We start from the raw sequence: 19,990 nt of genomic DNA on the forward strand, positions 1-19,990 counted from the left end.
CTGGATTGTCTGAGAATATTCGATCTGCAATGTTGGCAGTCATGAGCAGAGCAAAAATATGAACTATGGTGCATCTGATGCGACCACCCTGTTAACTTTACGAGTTTTGTTCTTGTATAGAAATTGAACTTCTCGCTTACTCTGAATGGCTTTTTCAATGAGCGTATGGAGTGACTCAATAAAATCCATTTCCAGAGGTGCTTCCTGAAAATGGTAACAACCACCGGTATTCTGGTTGACAAAATTGATCAGAAACCTTGCAGTTTTGTGAGGAAGAGCCTTTTTTAAACCAAGCCTGTCGATAAGGCTAACCAAGTCATGCTCGTTGAATACATGAGTCGATGTAAGCCTATAAGTACCAGTGATCGGACAACGATCCAAAGCCGTGCCAAGACGATCCAAATCCCTGCGAATGGTTTTTGTGCAGACACTATACCGCTCTGCCAATTCTTGAATTTTCAAGGGTTGGCCGCTATGAGCAAGCAGAATAATGTCAGCAAGACGATTGGCAAGAAAGGTATTTCTCATCAGGTACCGATAGACCACAAACCACTAAAAGACACCTAATAATACAACAATGGATGGACAGGTTGTGTCCACACAGATCAATAAATCAGAATATATAACTTCAAATATATGATCAAAGACGTATATTTCAAGTAACTTAACCAATCTTGCTAACGGGCACGCTATTATTCAGCAATATGCCTTACCATCAGATTTCAATGTTTTTACCATTGCTCTGCAAATAGCAGCCTTTCTTTTGCAATTTGAGCCATAGCCTTGGCATTTTTGTAATAGCAACGTGTCTCATGTTCGGGGTGTTTTTTGCCACGCAGCCCCATGGCTTTTCTGGAGGTGTTGGCTTTGGCTCTTGCTTCCAGTTGCGATTTGGGGATAAACCCACACAAGTCGTGCTCAATATGAGAAAGGTAGGCTTTGCGCTCTACCCACTGATCGGCAAACCAGGCCATCGGGCCTGGCTGAAACTGCTCGCCTTCACAGACTTCATTCGCGACCGTGCCTTGCCCCATATCGGTAGGGCCCTCACCACTGAACAGCAAATACATCGGTAACCCCTGTTACAGTGAGTTGATTTCATCAACCAGTCGATTCAGGTCAGTATCAATAAAAGCCTCTCCGGGTCCCATTACTGCAAGCTTTTCTTTCAGAGAGGGAATGGAGAAAAACGGGATAGCCCGGGTATACCCTTCCGCCGTTTTGTAGAGATACTGCACGCTTCTGGTTGCAATATCGTCCTCCATAAAATTGAGAATCATCGGGCTGTGAGTCGATACCAGAACCTGCTGCTCCGCCTGCACCAATGTATCAATCAAAAACTCGATAAGCTCTGGATTGATGCCGTTCTCAATCTCATCAAAGGCCATAAAACTGTGCTCGGTCATCAGCTGGGCCAGAATGGCCATAATTCGCAACATACCGTCGTTAACATGGCGAGCTTCCGTTGGCAGCTCCTGATGTTCGAAGACCTCGGCGATATTCAGTGCTTTCCAGCCGGATCGTATTGACCGGGTTTTAATCTCCTGAAGTCTTGGATAGGCCTTTTTCAAACGGTCCCGCAGTGCATTTTTATATTCCTGAGACATCTCATGGATATAGGCAGACATTCTTTGTCCACCCAACCCCATTTCTCCTTCACTGTTTCTGGCTTTTTGCCGCAAAAACTGGGGAGCCAGCAATTCCAGAGAACGAAATTGCCGGAAGAACAATTTGAACACTTTCAGCTCATCAGACAGCTCCTTGTCGAGCAACTGGGAAAGAATTGACCCCTGGTAGGAGAAACGGATGGGCTGGTGGATATTACCCAGGGTGTAAGCGCCATCAGCCACCGTAAGCAGCGTATACGTTGTGAAGTTCACACAATCCAGCACAATCTTTTCCTGGGTACAACGCTGCTGATCTGTGTTAAATACCGCTTCCCAGGTCGTCATGGACCCATCCATCAAGTGCATGCTCACGGTAAACAAGATCAGCTTCTTCCTGCTTTTGCCAAGGCGACTGGTCAGCTCAGAAGCTTTCCAGTCACGCTCTTCAAGCCATCCCTTAATATCACCTTTGACCTGTTGGGCCAGAAAATCCATAAACTGCAACACTGTGGACTTACCGGCACCATTGAGCCCTATCAGGCAGTTGAAGCTATGCAGGGATAGGTCAAACCCACCAGGGACTTGAAGTTTTCAACCCGGATATGGTCGATCCACATCGGATGTGTGTTGCCCATTATCCTTTCACTCCCGTCACGTCCTTCACATTAGCCAACAGTGTACCAAACTTGCCATAGTTCACCTTTACCCCATCATTCAGATCCAGGGCAATGCGTAGGTCGGTGAAGTGCCGCCACTGTTCGTCAAACTTACGCAATTCCAGCTGCTGGTTCTGACGCATACAGAACAATCGAAGTTTAGTGTGTACGATTCACTGTCTATGTGCATGATATATTGTTTACGTGCACGATTTATTAGGATTATACAAATTTATACGTACAGCCCGGCACAATATCCCGAAGCCCAGGCCCACTGGAAGTTGAACCCGCCGAGGTGGCCGGTGACATCCAGTACTTCACCCACAAAATAAAGCCCTGGCTGGTTCTGGCTTTCGAAGGTTTTTGATGAAATATTGTTGGTAGCTACGCCGCCCAGAGTGACTTCGGCTTTTTTATAACCTTCGGTGCCCGCTGGCATAAATACCCAGGATTCCAGGTTTTCGGCCAGGCGTTGCAGCTCAGTTGCAGAAAACTGGTTCATGGGTTTACGACCACTGTCTGTCAATTTTTGCAGCTCTCCATAAGTGCATAGAGCGGTTGTCAGACGTTTGGTTAATTTATCTGAGAGTACTGAGCGAATTTCAGCCCTGGGTTTTGCTTCTCTGAGTTCATTCAACCAGTCCTCTATGGCGATACCCGGTAGCCAGTTGATGGAAACTTTATCGCCAGGCCGCCAGTAGGAGGAGATCTGCAATATGGCAGGCCCACTCAGCCCTCGGTGGGTAAAGAGGACATTCTCCCGAAAGCTCTGGCCATTGCAGCTGGCGATGACATCGGCACTCACACCGGATAACTCAATAAAGTGGGCCAGCCACTGTTTGTCCATGGTGAATGGCACCAGGCCTGGCACCCTTTCAATTAAATGATGACCGAACTGCTCGGCCAGTTCATAGCCAAGACCGGAAGCGCCCATGGTGGGGAATGACAAGCCACCGGTGGCCACCACTAACGATGTGCAGCGGATTTCTCCCAATGTCGTATCCAGCGTAAAGCCTTCTTCATCATCCAATGGTTTAACGTGATGTAATGCTGTCTTCAGGCGAGTGGCGACACCGGACTTTCTGCACTCTTCCACCAGCATCTCTACGATATCGCTGGATTGCTGGTTGCAGAACAGCTGCCCCAGGGTTTTCTCATGCCAGGGAATCTGGTGCTTATCCACCAGCGCCTGAAAATCCCACTGGGTGTAGCGGGCCAGTGCCGATTTACAGAAATGGGGATTTTGGGAGAGGTAGTTTGCCGGTTCAGCGTACATATTGGTGTAGTTGCAGCGGCCACCGCCGGAAATCAGAATTTTCTTGCCAATCTTATTGGCATGGTCGATGACCAGCACCTTTCGGCCGCGATCACCTGCCGTCAGTGCACACATCAACCCGGAAGCCCCCGCTCCAATAATAACGGCATCGTATTGCATGGATGGTAATAAGGGTTGATTTACTGGCATAGAGGTCTTGCATCTGATAATGGAAGGCGCGAACTATAGCGAATATAAGAAGAAGGTTCCAGAATCCGATTTTTTTGGCACAGAGTGCACATTCATCAAAACAAACAGCCATTTATGCATGGGAATACATCAGGGCTTTTTTTCCGGAAGCGGCTTCGGTCTCATTCAGGTGTATCATAGCGAAACCTCCTGACCAGTGACTGAGGATGATGTTTACCAGTTTTCTATGCTTATTTAAGAGAGCCTATTGCCTCTCCCATTTTAATTTTCTTACCTGTGATTAAACTCTCTTGCCAATCAACCTTATCTTTTCCAAAAAGACATATCACGGTTGAGCCAATACGAAACGCCCCCAGATCATCTCCAATACGAAAGGGTAAATCATTAAAACTCTTTTCATGAATGTGCGCACGCTTCCCACCTTTTCTATGAGGCTCAATTATCCCATTCTCCCAAACGGTTTCAATACTGGATACATTAATTGCCCCTACCATAATCATTGCCATAGGGCCCTGGGCTGTATCAAAAATACAAACTAACCGCTCATTCTTGACGAACAAATTATCAATATTTTTTGCCGATTTGGGACTGACGGAATATAGCTTACCCGGAATATGGATCGTCTTTTTCAGTTTGCCGGATATGGGCATGTGAAAACGGTGATAATCACCGGGTGATAAATAGATATTGGCAAAACTCCCCCCTTGGAAAGCATCAGAAAGCTCCTGATCTCCACCTAATAAATCTTTGATATTGTATGTATGCCCTTTGGCCTGGATAAGTTCTCCTGAATCTATTTTCCCGGCCTGGCTAATTGTTCCATCAACAGGTGAGGCAACTTCTGTCATTGAAGCAATGGGTCGTGCATCTTTTTCCAACTTTCTAGTAAAAAAGTCATTGAAACATTCAAAATCTTCAGCTCGCTTTTTAGTAGCCTCTTGAAGATTAATGTTATGCATCCAGATAAATTTGCGGATTAACCAGTTTTTTATAACCTTTGTTTTGCATTCAGCTAATTTTCCAAACAGGTTGGAGAAAGTTTTGTGTGGTAACTTCATCTGAAGCTTAATCGTCAGTTTTTCAAAAGAGTTTGCTGCCATTTTTCTTACTTTCAATCCTGCCCATTTTTTCTTTCTGCCTTTTGTCTTATGAGCATCTTCAGGACTAAAAGTAACTTGCCGAGCGGTTTTTTCAGGTATGATAGCTGATGAGTTCATAATTAATTCTTCCTTGATTTATTGAGTACTTCAACAAATTAATCAGGTTGATGTGAAGTAATTATCCACTATTGAGTTATTACTCAAATGCTTGGTATAGGTTTGCCCATAAGAAGTGTCTTGATACGATAAGGTAAGCTCACTAAATACTATTTACTATTAAACTTTAGTCTCCATAAAGTAGCGTTATTTGTTAACTCAATGATTAATAAGATAAAAATCAAGATATGATTTCATCATAAAAAAACCCTGCAAAAGCAGGGCTCTTTGACAGCACAAGAACTGAACTTATTTGCCCAGTTTCTTGCGAACCGCCTGAAGGGTTCTGAGCTGGGCAGCCGCTTCAGCCAGTTGGGTGGCTGCCCTGGAGTAGTCGAATTCGCCACTTTGGTGTTCCAGGGCTTTTTCTGCCTGACGCTTGGCTTCTTCAGCCGCCGCTTCATTCATGTCGTCGGCTCGCAGTGCCGTATCCGCCAGGATCTTGACCTGGTTTGGCTGGACTTCCAGGAAGCCACCGGACACGTAGAAAACCTCTTCTTCACCATTTTGGGTAATGAGTCGGATCGGTCCGGGTCTCAGTTCGGTCAGCAGCGGAGTATGCCCTGGGGTAATGCCCAGGTCTCCCATGGAGCCGGTAGCAATCAACATCTCTACCTGACCTTTGAAGATCTCCTGCTCGGCACTAACGATGTCACAATCTACGGTTGATGCCATTGGGTGCTATCTCCTCAGAATTGCCCACTGCCCGCCTCCCGTAGGAACATGCGTCTTTTCGGGCAGCGGTCTTATTTACATAGACTTGGCTTTTTCAACCGCTTCGTCAATGGAACCGACCATATAGAAAGCCTGTTCTGGCAGCGCATCAAACTCACCTTCCAGAATGCCCTTGAAGGCACGAATGGTGTCTTTCAATGGCACATATTTACCCGGAGAGCCGGTGAATACTTCTGCTACGAAGAAGGGCTGAGACAGGAATCGCTCAATCTTACGGGCGCGGGATACGGTCTGCTTGTCTTCTTCAGACAGTTCGTCCATACCCAGAATGGCAATGATGTCTTTCAGCTCTTTATAGCGCTGCAGTACTGTCTGCACACCACGGGCAACGTCGTAGTGCTCCTGGCCAATGACCAGAGGGTCCAGCTGACGGGAGGTGGAGTCCAGTGGGTCAATCGCCGGGTAGATACCCTTGGAAGCGATATCACGGCTCAGTACTACGGTGGCATCCAGGTGGGAGAATGTCGTTGCAGGGGATGGGTCAGTCAAGTCATCCGCCGGTACGTATACCGCCTGAATAGATGTGATGGAACCGGTCTTGGTGGAGGTAATACGTTCCTGCAGTACGCCCATCTCTTCCGCCAGGGTTGGCTGGTAACCTACCGCAGACGGCATACGGCCCAGCAGTGCCGATACTTCGGTGCCCGCCAGGGTGTAACGGTAGATGTTATCAATGAACAGCAGTACGTCACGGCCTTCATCACGGAATTTTTCCGCCATGGTCAGACCGGTCAGGGCGACACGCAGACGGTTTCCGGGTGGCTCGTTCATCTGGCCGTACACCAGCGATACTTTGTCGATAACGTTGGAGTCGGTCATTTCGTGGTAGAAGTCGTTACCTTCCCGGGTACGCTCACCGACACCGGCAAATACCGAGTAACCGGAGTGCTCGATGGCGATGTTACGGATCAGCTCCATCATGTTGACGGTTTTACCCACACCGGCACCACCGAACAGACCCACCTTACCACCTTTGGCAAATGGGCAAACCAGGTCGATAACCTTGATCCCGGTTTCCAGCAGCTCGTTGGTGGCGGCCTGGTCCGCGTAACTGGGTGCCTTACGGTGAATGGCCGCTCTCTCTTCTTCCCCGATAGGGCCTTTTTCATCAATAGGATTACCCAGGACGTCCATGATACGTCCCAGGGTTTTGGTACCCACTGGCACCTGAATCGGTGCTCCCGTGTTGGCAACGTTCAAACCACGGGCAACCCCTTCGGTAGAACCCATGGCAATGGAACGAACGACACCATCACCCAGCTGCTGCTGAACTTCCAGTACCAGATCCTTTCCATCAACATTCAGTGCGTCATACACTTTGGGCACGCTGTCCCGTGGGAATTCGACGTCGATGACGGCACCGATAATTTGTACGATACGACCGCTACTCATAGTCTTTCCTCACCCCTTAATCTTTTAAACGGCCACGCTTTTAAACAGCCGCAGCACCGCTGACAATTTCAGACAATTCCTGTGTGATCGCAGCCTGACGGGCCTTGTTGTAGACCAACTGCAGGTCATCAATCAGGTTTCCGGCGTTATCGGTGGCACTCTTCATGGCCACCATTCGAGCCGCCTGTTCACAGGCATTATTTTCAACCACCGCCTGGAACACCTGAGACTCGATATAACGTACCAGCAGACCATCCAGCAGCTCTTTGGCATCAGGCTCATACAGGTAGTCCCAGGGTCTCTTCAGGGACGCGTCATCATCCGGTACCAATGGCAGCAGTTGCTGCACTTGCGGCGTTTGGGTCATGGTGTTGACGAAGTCGTTGTGCACCACAAACAGACGGTCAATTTGCCCCTCGTCGTAACGGTCCAGCATCACTTTGACCCCGCCAATCAGGTCGGCAATGTTGGGTGAGTCCCCAATATGCGCCATGGCAGCCACGACGTTACCACCATAGCTGCGAAAAAAGGCGGCAGCCTTGCTGCCAATCAGACAGAGGTCGATGCCGACACCCTGGTCAGTCCACGCCTTCATGCTTTCTACGGTCTTCTTGAACAGGTTAATGTTCAAGCCACCGCAGAGACCACGGTCAGTAGAGACGATAATGAAGCCAACCCGTTTGACGTCACGCTCAACCATAAAGCTGTGTTCGTACTCTGCATTCGCGTTGGCGATGTGTCCTACCACCTGACGAATACGCTCAGCATAGGGGCGGCTGGTTTCCATCCGCTCCTGGGCCTTACGCATCTTGCTGGCAGCCACCATTTCCATGGCGCTGGTAATTTTCTGTGTGCTTTTAATGGACGATATCTGCGTCCGTATCTCTTTTGCCCCGGCCATAATCAGTTTCCAGTTGTCAGTGATCAGTGGTCAGTTATGGGTGGCCAGTTGCCAGTCAGGCTGTTCACTGCCCACTGACAACTGCCCACTGACAACTGATCACCATGTCTGGGTGGCCTTGAACTTCTCAATGACTTCTTTAAGGCCTGCTTCAATCTCGCCGTTGTAGTCCCCGGACTCATTGATGGTCGCCATCAGCGCACTGTGCTCAGCGTTGGCATAGCTGATCAGGGCGGCTTCAAAGTCACCAATCTTGTTCAGGGCCACATCTGCCAGGAACCCTTTCTCAGCGGCAAAGATAACCAGTCCCATTTCCGCTACCGACATGGGGGCGTACTGGGTCTGTTTCATCAGCTCAGTAACCCGCTGACCATGCTCCAGCTGCTTACGGGTGGCTTCATCCAGGTCAGAAGCAAACTGGGCAAACGCCTGCAGTTCACGGTACTGGGCCAGGGCCAGACGGATACCACCGCCGAGCTTCTTGATGATCTTGGTCTGGGCTGCACCACCTACCCGCGATACCGAGACACCGGCGTTCATGGCAGGACGGATACCGGCGTTGAACAGGTCGGTTTCAAGGAAGATCTGACCATCGGTAATGGAGATAACGTTGGTGGGTACGAAGGCCGATACGTCACCCGCCTGGGTTTCGATGATGGGCAGTGCGGTCAGGGAACCGGTCTTGCCTTTTACTTCACCGTTGGTGAACTTCTCAACGTAATCCGCGTTCACCCGTGCCGCACGCTCCAGCAGACGGGAGTGCAGGTAGAAGACATCGCCAGGATAAGCTTCACGGCCCGGTGGACGACGGAGCAGCAGGGAAATCTGACGATAAGCCCAGGCCTGTTTGGTCAGGTCATCGTAGACGATCAGGGCATCTTCACCACGGTCACGGAAGTATTCCCCCATGGAGCAGCCGGCAAACGGTGCCAGGAACTGCATGGCCGCCGGATCAGCCGCACCGGCTGCCACCACAATGGTGTGGTCCATGGCACCGTGCTCTTCCAGCTTGCGCACCACGTTGGCAATGGTGGACTGCTTCTGACCCACAGCAACATAGACACACTTAACGCCGGTGCCTTTCTGGTTAATGATGGCGTCGATCGCCAGGGCGGTTTTACCGGTCTGACGGTCACCGATGATCAGCTCACGCTGGCCACGGCCGATGGGCACCATGGAGTCAACGGCCTTGTAGCCGGTCTGCACCGGCTCATCCACCGACTGACGGGCAATAACGCCGGGTGCTACTTTTTCCAGGGGAGAGGTTTGCCCGGTTTGCAAGGCACCTTTACCATCAATGGGGTTACCCAGGGCATCAACCACACGCCCGAGCAGTTCATTGCCCACGGGTACTTCAAGAATTCGACCGGTGCACTGAACGGTCTGGCCTTCCGCCAGATCGCCGTAGTCACCCAGGACCACTGCACCGACAGAGTCACGCTCAAGGTTCAGTGCCATACCGTAGACATTGCCCGGGAACTTGATCATCTCCCCGTACATGGCATCCGCCAGACCATGAATACGTACAATACCGTCAGTTACGCTGACAATCGTGCCCTCATTCTGGGCTTCACTGGACACATCAAGCTGCTCGATTCTGCTCTTGATGATGTCACTGATCTCGGAAGGATTCAGTTGCTGCATAGCTTACCTGCCCCACTTAACCACAAACGTACAGTTTTATTGATTCTCAACCCGATGGCTTATTCCGCCCTGGGCACTATTGCTGTTGGCACCTGACAGAAGCCTGAGTGAAAAACTGCACCTTTGGGCTCATGAGCGCCGCGGCCTCCTACTCTCTATTGTTGAGCTCAAGGCTGTATTGATTACTCAGGAAATCATCGCATCGGCGAGCTTGCCCAGCCGGGCACGGAGACTGCCATCAATGACCAGGTCACCCGCTTTGACGATAACGCCACCTAAAATGCTACTGTCGATCTCTGTCACCAGTTGCACAGAACGTCCAAGTCTGGCCGCCATTTTTTCTGCCAGTTTATCTTGCTGCTCCTGACTCAGGGGATACGCTGACGTCACCTGCACCTGCTGGGAACGTTCTTCTTCCGCTCTCAACCGGGCAAACAGGACAGCGATTTCAGGCAGCAGTTGCAGACGACGATGTTCTGACAATACCCGAAGATAATTCTCAAACGGCTGATCCAGTGAACCGTCGCCCTGACACAGTCCGATAATGGTTTCTGCCTGTTGCGCACCACTCAGTTGCGGATTGCCCAGCAGCTCAACCACTTTCTGGTATGCACTCACACTGGCACAGAGCGACAGCATGTCAGACCATTCGCTCAAACGTGATGCATCACGGGCATATTCAAATGCCGCTTTGGCGTAGGGACGGGCACAGGTTGTTAATTCCATGATCTCCAGCCCTCTTAAAGTTCCGCCGCCAGATCATCAACCAGCTTGCTGTTCGCTGCCTCGTCCAGACGTTCACCCAGAATCCGTTCAGCACCGGCAATAGCGAGGCTTGCCACCTGCGTACGCAATGCTTCACGAGCCCGGTTAGCGTCCTGCTCAATTTCAGCAGCAGCAGCGGCCTTCAGGCGGTCACCTTCAGCCCGGGCCTGTTCTTTGGCTTCATCGACAATCTGGTTTGCGCGCTTGTTGGCTGACTCAATGATGCCCTGGGCTTCAGCTCTTGCTTCTTTCAGCAGGTCAGCAACCTTGTCATTGGCCTGAGTCAGGTCTTTTTCTGCTTTATCAGCAGCAGCCAGACCATCGGCTATTTTTTGCTGTCGGTCACTCAGCGCTTTGGTCAGAGGTGGCCACACATATTTCATGCAGAACCACACAAAGAACATAAAAGCGATGGATTGGCCGATCAGAGTTGCATTTAAATTCACGCCAACACCTCTTTTAGTTAATGTCGTTGGCTCCTTTCAGAGCCTGGCCTTTTCTCAACGCAGGTCGGCTCCCAGGGGAACCGACCTGCGTGGCTTGGCACCTGGTCGGGCATTAACGTCTTTGCTTAGAGCAGTCCAACGAACGGGTTAGCAAAGGTGAAGAACAGGGCAATACCAACGGCAATCATTGGGATCGCATCCAGCAGACCCGCAACGATGAACATTTTGGTTTGCAGCATAGGCGCAGTTTCCGGCTGACGGGCAACCCCTTCCAGGAATTTGCCGCCCAGCAGGGCAAAGCCAATACCCGTTGCCAGCGCCGCTACACCCAGCATGATGGCAACACTGATTACTGTCAGACCAACTACCAGTTCCATATTTCCTCCCGACTTTTCAGGTCGTGTGTTGTGAGATTCAGTGGTTAGTTAAAGTTAATTTATCCAGTGGGCAGCGCTCCTGACAGGATATGCTGCCCGGTTACCTTTCACTCAGTGATCTTCATGAACGCTGCTCAGATAAACAATGGTCAGGGTCATGAAGATGTAAGCCTGAAGGGTAATAACCAGAATGTGCAGAACAGCCCAGCCAAAATGCAGTGGCAGCTGTGCCCAGCCAATCATGGCAATCAGGATAAATATCAGTTCACCGGCATACATATTGCCGAACAGTCGCAGCCCGAGGGAAACGGGTTTGGCTAACAGGGACACCGTTTCCAGCAGCAGGTTGACAGGAATCAGAATAACCTTCGCCAGCGGATTCTTGCTGGAGAATGGGTGCAGCGCCAGATCAGAAAACAGGCCAGACACACCTTTCACCTTGATCCAGAAGAAGAGCATCAGGAAGAAGACACTGATCGACATCGACATGGTGATGTTCGGATCCGTCGATGGCACGATCTTCATGTAGGGAATGCCTGCCAGTGTTGCCAGACCGGGAATCCAGTCCACAGGAATCAGGTCCATCAGGTTCATGAAGAAGATCCAGACAAAAATGGTCAGGGCCAGGGGGGCAATCAGTGGGTTTTTGCCATGGAAGGATTCGCGAACGCTGGTGTCCACAAATTCGACAATGGATTCAATGGCATTTTGCAGCTTACCGGGAACACCGGCAGTCGCATTTTTGGCCACAAAGCGGAACAGGAGAACAAACACAAAGCCGAGGAATACCGACCAGAGCATGCTGTCTACATGAATTGCCCAGAACCCCATTTCTTTGGCTTCAGCGGGGGTCAGGGCAAAAGTCCAGGTTGGCTCGGTCAGAACCCCCTGAGGATGCCCATAAGCATCAATTCGCTGATAACCAGCAGGCAGCTGACCATACGTCAAATTCTGCAAGTGGTGCTGTATGTATTCAGTAGCAGTATTTGCCATGGCTAATCCTGTTAATCATCCATTACATTGTCAATATCAAAGCTGCCAGGAGCCTGATCTGAAATCAGACAAAGCCGTAAGCAGCTTTTCCACTTAAACACTTTTCAGCAATCAACCGCCATGGGCGGGGCGTTGTTTACCAACCATTACTTGACTGGCTTTTGCCGACGAACCACCAGCAATGGAGCAAACCAGCTGACTGCCTGAACCATGATAAAGGTTCCAAACAGTGCCAGGGGTTCCAGTGGTTTAACCAGGGTAAACACCAGAATAAAACCCGCTGTGGTCAGTACCAGTTTGCCAGCTTCTCCACGGTAAAATGAGCTGACAATCAGTTTTGCCGAGCGTGCGCCGCGATAGCGGAACGCTCGCCATACAAAATACGCATTGGGCAGTGAGCAACAGAGTCCTCCCAGAAACGAAGACAATGTAAAAGTGATTCCCAGAGGAAGCAGTGCCAGGGCCAGCACCGCAGATACCACCAACTGGGCGACAATAACACGATGCACTGGTGGCTGTTGGAGCCACATGTATTGACGATGATCAGAACGACCGGACTTGCGGCTGGCAAATCCAGACCAGTCATCACGACCCATTGCTATCTGCTGCTTCCAGGCTTTTGCTTCTGACATACTTCCGTTAACTACTGCTCAGTTATCTTTCCCCGCTTTCATCAGGAAAAGGGGGAGCAAAAGATTATTGCATGCACACCGCGTAAAATTTTGTTGGATTATGTCATCACCTGTTATTTGATTGATGATTTCTGACATCCCAGCGGCCGCAGTATATGGGTAATAGTACCTATATTCAACCGAAACCATACCTGCCAATTAATATTTCACAAAGTCATAAAACATAGAATTCGGTAGAACAGCCGGTCAGCACGCGCCGTATAAGGGAAAGGGGAATATGCCCTGACATTTAGCCGGTAAAAGCAGCGTCTGAGAAATCAAATGCCCTGTGTATAAAAATCAAACGTTTTCAAAGGGCTTGCTTGCAAGGATGAATTGGCACAGCTGAGTAAAAACTGCACTTTTGTACTTTCTCTTATGGGTCAATAGATAAAAATGACGCTTCAGGTTCAGCCCTGTCACCCCAATCGTTGCCATATGCCCGGTATCCAGAGTGGACTTTGCCGCCAGACTTGAAATACAGGCGATACCAACACCGTCACTGACCGCCTGTTTCACCGCTTCTGAACGGTTCAGCACCATGGCAACCTTAGGCGACGGCAGCTGAGTAGCAATCATCTCATCAAACAGTTCCCGCGTACCCGAGCCCGGTTCTCTTAATACCCACAGCTCATTGGCCAGTGAAGAGAGTGGAATATTGCCCTTATTGGCCAATGGATGATCCGGGCTGCAAATAACCACCAGCTCATCTTCCAGCCATGTGGTTACCTCGATATCCGGATGCAGGCAGACACCCTCGACGACCGCAAGATCTGTCTTGAAATCCAGCAGCTGCTGCTCAATGACGCGGGTATTATCAATTTCCAGATCAATTCTGATACCTGGATAACTTTCCCGGAATCGGGCAAGCATTTTGGGCAACAGGTTATTGCCTATGGTGGAGCTGGCATTCAAAACCAGAGAACCCGACTCATAGGATCCATCCCCGGCAAACTGGTTTTCCAGCTCCTTTGCGCGATCAATCAATTCGGATGCCTTTGGCAACAGGGCACGACCGGAATCATTCATCTTCAGACCTGCGCCCTGATTACGGTCAAACAGTGTCCCCAGGTGCTTTTCCAGTTCCGATAACGCCATGCTGGCCGCCGGTTGGGAAATATGCAAACTCTCAGCAGCACCAGTCACCCTTCCGTACTGAGCCACCGCCCGAAATATTTCCAACTGACGAAGCGTAATATGCATTTAATGTACAGCCTATCCATCAACAGAATCAAGGCATAAGAATACTTGATAGGCTCACAAAGTATTATTGATTTTTATAATAATTTCACCGACATATACTGAAATTATCGTTATCCCATCACTGAATTTATTCAGTTAATTCGAGTTGTATCATGAAGAACAGTGGTATCAGCGGCTGGGTTGAGCTGAAGAAACAGACCCCCTATTTTGAAACGATAGTAACTTGCAGACGCATTCTCAGAAAGACAACGCCGTGGAATGATATGGCACTCTTCTTTAAAGAAGCTGACAAGCATATTAAATAGAGCTCAATTGATATCCAGGCAAAGTTATGAATATCAGCCACTTTTCTGTGGCTTTTTTGTCATCATCACAACAAAACGCATAATGCATCAAGCTAGAACAACCGCTATCAATGTTAATCTGATAATTCTAAAAAAACATTAAAAACAAATATTATTGAACAACAATAAAGTTACATAACTGTTTTAGTGACATATTTTAATATTCAAAATATATTCAAGACATCTACCTTAGCAATCAAATTCAAAAGAAAAATTTTACCTGTTTCTTAATTTACACTCCCCGTGTTTATGCTTTAGAACCAACCACCCTTAATAAAAATTGTTCTTTAGTACACCAAATGAAAATGGCAGAAACCAAATTTGTGTTCTATATAAACTCACTGATTAATAACGAAACGCTGTTTTTAATATTTACTCTGAGTTCAAACTTTAAGGTGTCCTATCTTATTTACTCAGAAATTAAACTATTTTAGCAACGCTTCCTTATTTCGAGCCTGATCTATTGCACATAGATAAGGCTTGTAATTTCTTGTACACACATTTGATATGGAATAACCATGAAAAAGATAACGTCACTATTAACCGCGCTTGCGGTTTCTGCAGTTTCTTCATTTGCCCTGGCTACCGGGTGGGATGATGGCTGGTCGGAGAATGATATTTTTGTTGGCCTTGAAGGAGGCTATGCCAAGACCAAAGTGAAGCTTGACGGTTCCGGCACATCGGTTGATGACAGTGACAATACTGGCTTTTTCGGGCTTCGCCTTGGCGGCTTTATGGATGACGAGGCCAGAGTCTATTTCACTGCTGGTTATCTTAAGCCGAAAGACGCTCAATGGGGCTCTAACGGTGTCGATTTTAAAGTTCACGACATTAAGCAGCTTAACCTTCTGGTTTCTGCCGATTATCTATTTATGCCTGAATGGGATGTTCAGCCGTTTGTTGGTTTAACCCTTGGTGCCACAGAAACAAAAGCCAGTGGTTCCTTTACTACTCCCGACGACAAGACAGTTGAAGACAGTTTTAAAAAGAAATGGGGTTTTGCCTACGGAGCCCAGGCAGGTGTAATTTATCAGATTGACAATATCGATCTGGAAGCTGGCGTAAAATACCTGACCAACGGCATTTCTAACCATTTCCAGGGGCTTGAGGATACCAAACTGAAAGTAAACGACTCTTGCCAAGCTTACGTTGCCGCATCCATCCACTTTTAAATGACTCACCAAAGGCCCTGCTCCGTTATGAAGTCAGGGTCTTTTTTTAACTACTCCCTGATCACATGCGGCACAAACCTTGAGCTGTCCCTGGTTATCACCGAGTTATCTTCCCTTATACCAATGCCTGCCGGACGATCAGCAATAACCCAGCTGCCGATCAGCGTGTGGTTTCCGGCAAATACCGGCAGAGGCTGATATTTCTGTAGAACATAGCCACTATCGACATAGGGCCCATCAACGGTCACCGTCGTCTTACCATTGTCCATCACCGCGATGTTTGCACCTTCTCTGGAAAAAACCGGTTTCTTAACGTAATGACTTCCCAGGTCATCTCCCGGTTTTTCATCCTCGAAATAGCAGGGTAAAAGATTAGGGTGTCCTTTGAATTCCTGCCACAGAAGGGGAAGGATTGCCTTATTTGACAGAATGGCCTTCCACGGAGGTTCAAAAAATAATGTATCGCTGCCCGGAAGGTAACTCCCGAACGCTTCTTCAAACATAAACTCCCAAGGGTAGAGTTTAAACATTCCGGGAATGGTTCTATCTTCCAGGTCGGTAAACTGGCCCTCCGGACTGATACCGATGTCCTCAGTGTAAATAAACTGTGTACCAAGTCCTGCCTGAACAGCACAGTCACGGAAGTATTCAACCGTTCCATAGTCTTCTTCGGAGTCTTGACTGCAAGAGAAGTAAAGTGGCTCACCGGCCATCTTCTGCTTTTTCAGTAACACCAGTGCTTCAATCAGCATTTCCTGAATGATATTGAACTGATCGATCTCTGGCGGAAGCTTCTTCTCTTCCACCATCTGCTCCAGCCAGAGCCATTGAAAAAAAGCAGACTCATATAATGACGTAGGCGTGTCTGCGTTATATTCATAGAACTTTGCAGGTGATTGACCATCGTAGGAGAAATCCATTCGTCCATACAGATGGGAATCCCTTCTCAACCAGGACTCACGCACATAGTCCCAGAAAAATCGGGGAATTCGCAGACGCTCCATCAGTTGTTCTGAATTCACAGCTTTATCCACAAGGTGCAGGCACATCTGGTGGATCTCTGCGGTAGGATCTTCAATATCCTGCTCGACCTGCTTTATAGTGAACTGATAATAAGCAGTCTCATCCCAATAGGCTTCCCCACCAATGGTGTGGAACTTAAACCCAAGGGACTCCGCCAGTCTGGTCCAATCTTTTCTTGGCGCAGAGGTAATACGCAGCATTATCCCCCCCAGCTTCCTCTTGCGGCAGAACGGCTGCCAAAACCACCACGCTTCATAGTAGTACTTTTTATTGAAGGCTTGGTCAAAGAAGGCTTGGCCGTTGCTTTTTTATCAACGATGACCTTTCCCTGCTGATAACTGCTGCCAACCCTATCGTAGTTACCCGTCCGGAAAAAACCGCCGCTCCCAAGATAGAGAGGAATAACCGTAAAAGAGCTTCTGCTCGAGCCAGGCTCTGCGGCAAGCATAAAGCCTTCCATGGTTGGAATATACTCTCCGGAAGCCAGTTGCTGGCATGTCGTGCCGAAGTCCTGCTGGCAGTCTGAGGCGGCATTATATTTGGGTGCCATCATTAAATGGTTCTGCCAGGCCTTGTTGTGTTCATACCGGCAAACTGAATCGGATATCACGCCATCACTGATGCAACTGGCTACGTCTTTATAAACCAGCGCTTCTCTGGCGGAATCTGTGCAGCCACTGAGCACAAACGGAGCGGTTCCCATAATGGCAAGCTGCAACTTCTTTGAACGCTTCATTATTCCCTTAACTCCGGTACTAATAGGTCAAACAGGCAGCGTTCAATAAACCGGCTGCGATTGATACTCCCCCCAGCCAGATACCAGAAGCCAGCTTATTGTCTGCAATATGCTCTGAGATTTGCGGAATAAACAGTCTTAGTCCAAAAAATGTAGCCAACTGAACAATCAGGGCAACACCGCCCCAGAGCGCCATATCCACCAGGTCAATCGAGTTTTCAATGACACTGGCCAGGGGCAGAACAAAGCCGATTAAACTGCCAGCAAAAGCAATGGCAGCAGCCGGCACATCCGCCCTGATCAATTTCATCTCTTCATGGGGAGTACACCAAGTGTAAACCAGGACATAAATCCCCGTTAATACCAGCGCAACGGCAAAATAGGCAAGAAAAAGAGGAACTCCGGCTAAATAGTCGGTAATGGCGATCATATTGTTACATCCTGAACATTATTGGAACTGACTGACAAGGATACCCTTGCCAGACCGGAAATTCATTCATGCCGTATTGGTCAAGTGATCGTCATGGCTGAAAGATCAAGATCAAACCCTAAACTTACGACAGCTGTTGCTTCATCCTCACCACTGAACTCAAGGGACGCCAGAAGATACTCATAACGCTCACTGCCACTGATTTGTCGCTGATAGAGCATGGCCAGATGGTCTACATCATAAGCCGTTACCGACTCATCACGACTGTGAACCGTTTCCGTGAAATTGACCGGTTCAATCCGACCGGGAACCGCCTCATCCCAGACCCGGCGGTAATCTGTTTCATTCAGCTCAAAGTGCTTATCACCAATCAAACCGGAGTCACTGACCCAAAGGCTCGCACCGCTCTCACTGGCAATATTATGGGTTTGTGCAAAGACAAAGAATTTTATGTCATCAATGTTCTGCGTTTCATAACCGCCACTGGTTGATATCTGAATAAAGCCATCATCCGACGTATAAAAGCGGCACAGCGAAGCACCGGCCCCTAAATCAATGAAGCCTGCTGCCTCAATCGTCTGAATCCCTTCTGGCAAGGTGAATCCCAACTGCTCACGGATCATCTGGAAAGGTAACAAATCCAATTCAACCGCAGTTCCCAACCGCAAATTAAGCGGCGATGGTAAAACAACACTCTTGCTTTCGTCTTCTTTCTTACGCTTAAACCAGTCAAAGATCATAAAAACAAACCACCCTTTGAAACGCTTGATAGAGAAATCGGGACTATACTCTTAAACCCCTGACAGATGGCTACGAATAGAAAGAGAACGTGTTATGTCTGAGTCATCACTGGCGCTATTTCTGATAGCGACCCTGATCCTTTCCCTGGCTCCGGGTCCGGATTTACTGTATATCACCACCCGTGGGCTTTCCCAGGGAGCCATGGCTGGATTCATTTCTGCACTGGGTGTGCATACCGGTGTGCTTATCCATACTATCATTGCATCTCTCGGGCTATCTGCCCTGATAGCCTCATCCACCATGGGCTTTTCGCTGATTAAATATGCCGGGGCGGCTTATCTCTGTTACCTGGGAATCGGAACGCTCTTTTTTTCGAAAGGTGAGCATAGCAATGAACAGTGTATTTCCAACGCCGCCCTGAAAAAGATTTTTTATCAGGGTGTGATTACAGATGTGCTGAATCCGAAAGTCATTCTTTTTTTTCTGGCTTTTTTTCCACAATTCATTGATCCGTCGAGCCCCTCGGCTCACATTGATATCTTAATGCTTGGCCTGACGTTTGTGCTGGTAGCCTTTCCGATTGATGCAGCTGTTGGGCTGTTTGCTGGCAGTGTTGGCAAACAAATACTCCACTGCAAGCAACGCATGCAGTGGGGCAAATGGATGACTGGCTCAGCGTTCATTCTTCTCGGCATCGGGACCGCGTTTACCTCACCCCCATCATGACTAACCCTGACGAGCCTTCAGACGTTCCAATACGCTGGAGGCATCAGCATCACCCTTGGTGATACCCGCCGCCTTGAGTTTGGCCTGCAGATCATTCTCAGCAGTATCACCGGAAAGTTCACTGGCCGCTTCCATCTGGGCAGCCCTCTCTGCCTGCCGTTGTTTGATTCGTTCCAGAGAATCCGTTGCCGTCGCCATTTTTGAGTTAACACCGCTGTGTTTGGCGGCACAGGCAGCCTGTGCTTTTTGTACGGACTCTGTCGCTTTAACCGTATCAACCTGCTGCTTGAGACGACGAAGGTTGGCTTCTGCATCCGTAATGGCCTTTTTCAGGCTGACGATGCTGCCCGCAAAGCTCTTTTCCATTTCCAGTTCTGAATGAAGCTGCGCCTCATACTCGGCAATCTTGCTGGCAACGTCTGTGGCCAGCGATTCATCGCCCTGATCCAGGGCTTTTATGGCGTAGCCTTCATATTCAGCCACTTTTTCCTTCAGCTCGGCACACTTTTGTGAGGAGAGTTTTTGCTTGGCCATGATGCCAGCCAACTGAGTCTTGGACTGCTGCAGCTGATCACTCGCCTCACGAATTTCCTGATCCAGAATACGCAAAGCATTGCTGTCTGCAATCGCTTCACCGACTTCGTTGGTCGCCCCTTTCAGGGCCGTCATCACTTTACTCCAAATGCTCATGGTATTTACCTGTTTTA

The 19,990-nt window shown here is 48.9% G+C and carries 23 protein-coding genes; 2 read left to right on the top strand and 21 right to left on the bottom strand.

Annotation, left to right across the window (positions count from 1 at the left end; genetic code table 11):
• Positions 1–63 precede the first annotated feature (63 nt).
• The 16 genes from ACO6UY_RS20120 to ACO6UY_RS20195 form a co-directional block, all read right to left on the bottom strand.
• On the bottom strand, positions 64–528 hold the full coding sequence (locus tag ACO6UY_RS20120) for an HTH domain-containing protein (protein ID WP_422491001.1): 465 nt from the start codon (positions 526–528) through the stop codon (positions 64–66).
• Positions 529–731: 203 nt separating this feature from the next.
• The gene (locus ACO6UY_RS20125) at positions 732–1,070 is read right to left on the bottom strand and encodes a hypothetical protein (protein ID WP_422491003.1); all 339 of its coding nucleotides are present in this window, start codon (positions 1,068–1,070) and stop codon (positions 732–734) included.
• Positions 1,071–1,082: 12 nt separating this feature from the next.
• Positions 1,083–2,102: an AAA family ATPase gene (locus tag ACO6UY_RS20130; protein ID WP_422444566.1), complete on the bottom strand. Its 1,020-nt coding sequence runs from the start codon at positions 2,100–2,102 to the stop codon at positions 1,083–1,085.
• 139 nt (positions 2,103–2,241) lie between these two features.
• Positions 2,242–2,406, bottom strand: coding sequence for a hypothetical protein (locus ACO6UY_RS20135; RefSeq protein ID WP_422444564.1), 165 nt, complete (start codon positions 2,404–2,406; stop codon positions 2,242–2,244).
• A gap of 89 nt (positions 2,407–2,495) precedes the next feature.
• The gene (locus ACO6UY_RS20140; RefSeq protein ID WP_422444562.1) at positions 2,496–3,728 is read right to left on the bottom strand and encodes an NAD(P)/FAD-dependent oxidoreductase; all 1,233 of its coding nucleotides are present in this window, start codon (positions 3,726–3,728) and stop codon (positions 2,496–2,498) included.
• 230 nt (positions 3,729–3,958) lie between these two features.
• Complete coding sequence (gene asd / locus ACO6UY_RS20145; protein WP_422444560.1) at positions 3,959–4,945, bottom strand: archaetidylserine decarboxylase; 987 nt, start codon at positions 4,943–4,945, stop codon at positions 3,959–3,961.
• Positions 4,946–5,233: 288 nt separating this feature from the next.
• Positions 5,234–5,659, bottom strand: a complete 426-nt coding sequence (locus tag ACO6UY_RS20150; protein ID WP_163369859.1) for a F0F1 ATP synthase subunit epsilon — start codon at positions 5,657–5,659, stop codon at positions 5,234–5,236.
• Positions 5,660–5,734: 75 nt separating this feature from the next.
• Complete coding sequence (atpD, locus tag ACO6UY_RS20155; protein WP_101747441.1) at positions 5,735–7,111, bottom strand: F0F1 ATP synthase subunit beta; 1,377 nt, start codon at positions 7,109–7,111, stop codon at positions 5,735–5,737.
• Between the two features lie 40 nt (positions 7,112–7,151).
• Complete coding sequence (gene atpG / locus ACO6UY_RS20160) at positions 7,152–8,012, bottom strand: F0F1 ATP synthase subunit gamma (protein ID WP_101747442.1); 861 nt, start codon at positions 8,010–8,012, stop codon at positions 7,152–7,154.
• 99 nt (positions 8,013–8,111) lie between these two features.
• Positions 8,112–9,656 (bottom strand): F0F1 ATP synthase subunit alpha, encoded by a 1,545-nt coding sequence (atpA, locus tag ACO6UY_RS20165; RefSeq protein ID WP_209276722.1) that lies wholly within the window; start codon positions 9,654–9,656, stop codon positions 8,112–8,114.
• A 186-nt stretch (positions 9,657–9,842) separates the two neighbouring features.
• Positions 9,843–10,385, bottom strand: coding sequence for a F0F1 ATP synthase subunit delta (locus ACO6UY_RS20170; protein WP_422444742.1), 543 nt, complete (start codon positions 10,383–10,385; stop codon positions 9,843–9,845).
• Between the two features lie 11 nt (positions 10,386–10,396).
• Entirely contained in the window at positions 10,397–10,867 is a 471-nt protein-coding gene (locus ACO6UY_RS20175) for a F0F1 ATP synthase subunit B (protein ID WP_422491004.1), read from the bottom strand.
• Positions 10,868–10,992: 125 nt separating this feature from the next.
• On the bottom strand, positions 10,993–11,244 hold the full coding sequence (atpE, locus tag ACO6UY_RS20180) for a F0F1 ATP synthase subunit C (RefSeq protein WP_020581950.1): 252 nt from the start codon (positions 11,242–11,244) through the stop codon (positions 10,993–10,995).
• Between the two features lie 111 nt (positions 11,245–11,355).
• Positions 11,356–12,237: a F0F1 ATP synthase subunit A gene (gene atpB, locus ACO6UY_RS20185; RefSeq protein ID WP_422444556.1), complete on the bottom strand. Its 882-nt coding sequence runs from the start codon at positions 12,235–12,237 to the stop codon at positions 11,356–11,358.
• Positions 12,238–12,383: 146 nt separating this feature from the next.
• Complete coding sequence (locus ACO6UY_RS20190) at positions 12,384–12,869, bottom strand: ATP synthase subunit I (protein ID WP_422444554.1); 486 nt, start codon at positions 12,867–12,869, stop codon at positions 12,384–12,386.
• Positions 12,870–13,208: 339 nt separating this feature from the next.
• The gene (locus ACO6UY_RS20195; RefSeq protein ID WP_422444552.1) at positions 13,209–14,111 is read right to left on the bottom strand and encodes a LysR substrate-binding domain-containing protein; all 903 of its coding nucleotides are present in this window, start codon (positions 14,109–14,111) and stop codon (positions 13,209–13,211) included.
• Between the two features lie 862 nt (positions 14,112–14,973).
• On the opposite strand from ACO6UY_RS20195, the gene ACO6UY_RS20200 reads away from it, so the two are divergent.
• The gene (locus ACO6UY_RS20200) at positions 14,974–15,627 is read left to right on the top strand and encodes an outer membrane beta-barrel protein (protein ID WP_422444550.1); all 654 of its coding nucleotides are present in this window, start codon (positions 14,974–14,976) and stop codon (positions 15,625–15,627) included.
• A gap of 50 nt (positions 15,628–15,677) precedes the next feature.
• Here the strand turns inward: ACO6UY_RS20200 and ACO6UY_RS20205 are convergent, their stop codons facing one another.
• From ACO6UY_RS20205 to ACO6UY_RS20220, 4 genes are all read right to left on the bottom strand, one after another.
• On the bottom strand, positions 15,678–16,850 hold the full coding sequence (locus ACO6UY_RS20205) for a glutathionylspermidine synthase family protein (RefSeq protein ID WP_422444548.1): 1,173 nt from the start codon (positions 16,848–16,850) through the stop codon (positions 15,678–15,680).
• A complete protein-coding gene (locus ACO6UY_RS20210; RefSeq protein ID WP_422444546.1) occupies positions 16,850–17,386 on the bottom strand; it encodes a DUF1190 domain-containing protein in 537 nt (178 codons plus the stop codon). The genes ACO6UY_RS20205 and ACO6UY_RS20210 overlap by 1 nt, the downstream gene beginning before the upstream one ends.
• A gap of 19 nt (positions 17,387–17,405) precedes the next feature.
• A complete protein-coding gene (locus ACO6UY_RS20215) occupies positions 17,406–17,816 on the bottom strand; it encodes a DUF350 domain-containing protein (RefSeq protein WP_101747451.1) in 411 nt (136 codons plus the stop codon).
• An 80-nt stretch (positions 17,817–17,896) separates the two neighbouring features.
• Positions 17,897–18,556, bottom strand: a complete 660-nt coding sequence (locus ACO6UY_RS20220; protein WP_422444544.1) for a DUF2491 family protein — start codon at positions 18,554–18,556, stop codon at positions 17,897–17,899.
• Between the two features lie 94 nt (positions 18,557–18,650).
• Between ACO6UY_RS20220 and ACO6UY_RS20225 the strand changes: the two genes are divergently transcribed.
• Entirely contained in the window at positions 18,651–19,283 is a 633-nt protein-coding gene (locus tag ACO6UY_RS20225) for a LysE family translocator (protein WP_422444542.1), read from the top strand.
• Here ACO6UY_RS20225 and ACO6UY_RS20230 read toward each other — a convergent pair whose 3' ends face one another.
• The gene (locus ACO6UY_RS20230; protein ID WP_269672200.1) at positions 19,284–19,973 is read right to left on the bottom strand and encodes a PspA/IM30 family protein; all 690 of its coding nucleotides are present in this window, start codon (positions 19,971–19,973) and stop codon (positions 19,284–19,286) included.
• Between the last annotated feature and the right edge of the window lie 17 nt (positions 19,974–19,990).

Origin of the sequence: Endozoicomonas sp. ALE010 (assembly GCF_049310165.1) — a bacterium.
GTDB lineage: Bacteria > Pseudomonadota > Gammaproteobacteria > Pseudomonadales > Endozoicomonadaceae > Endozoicomonas.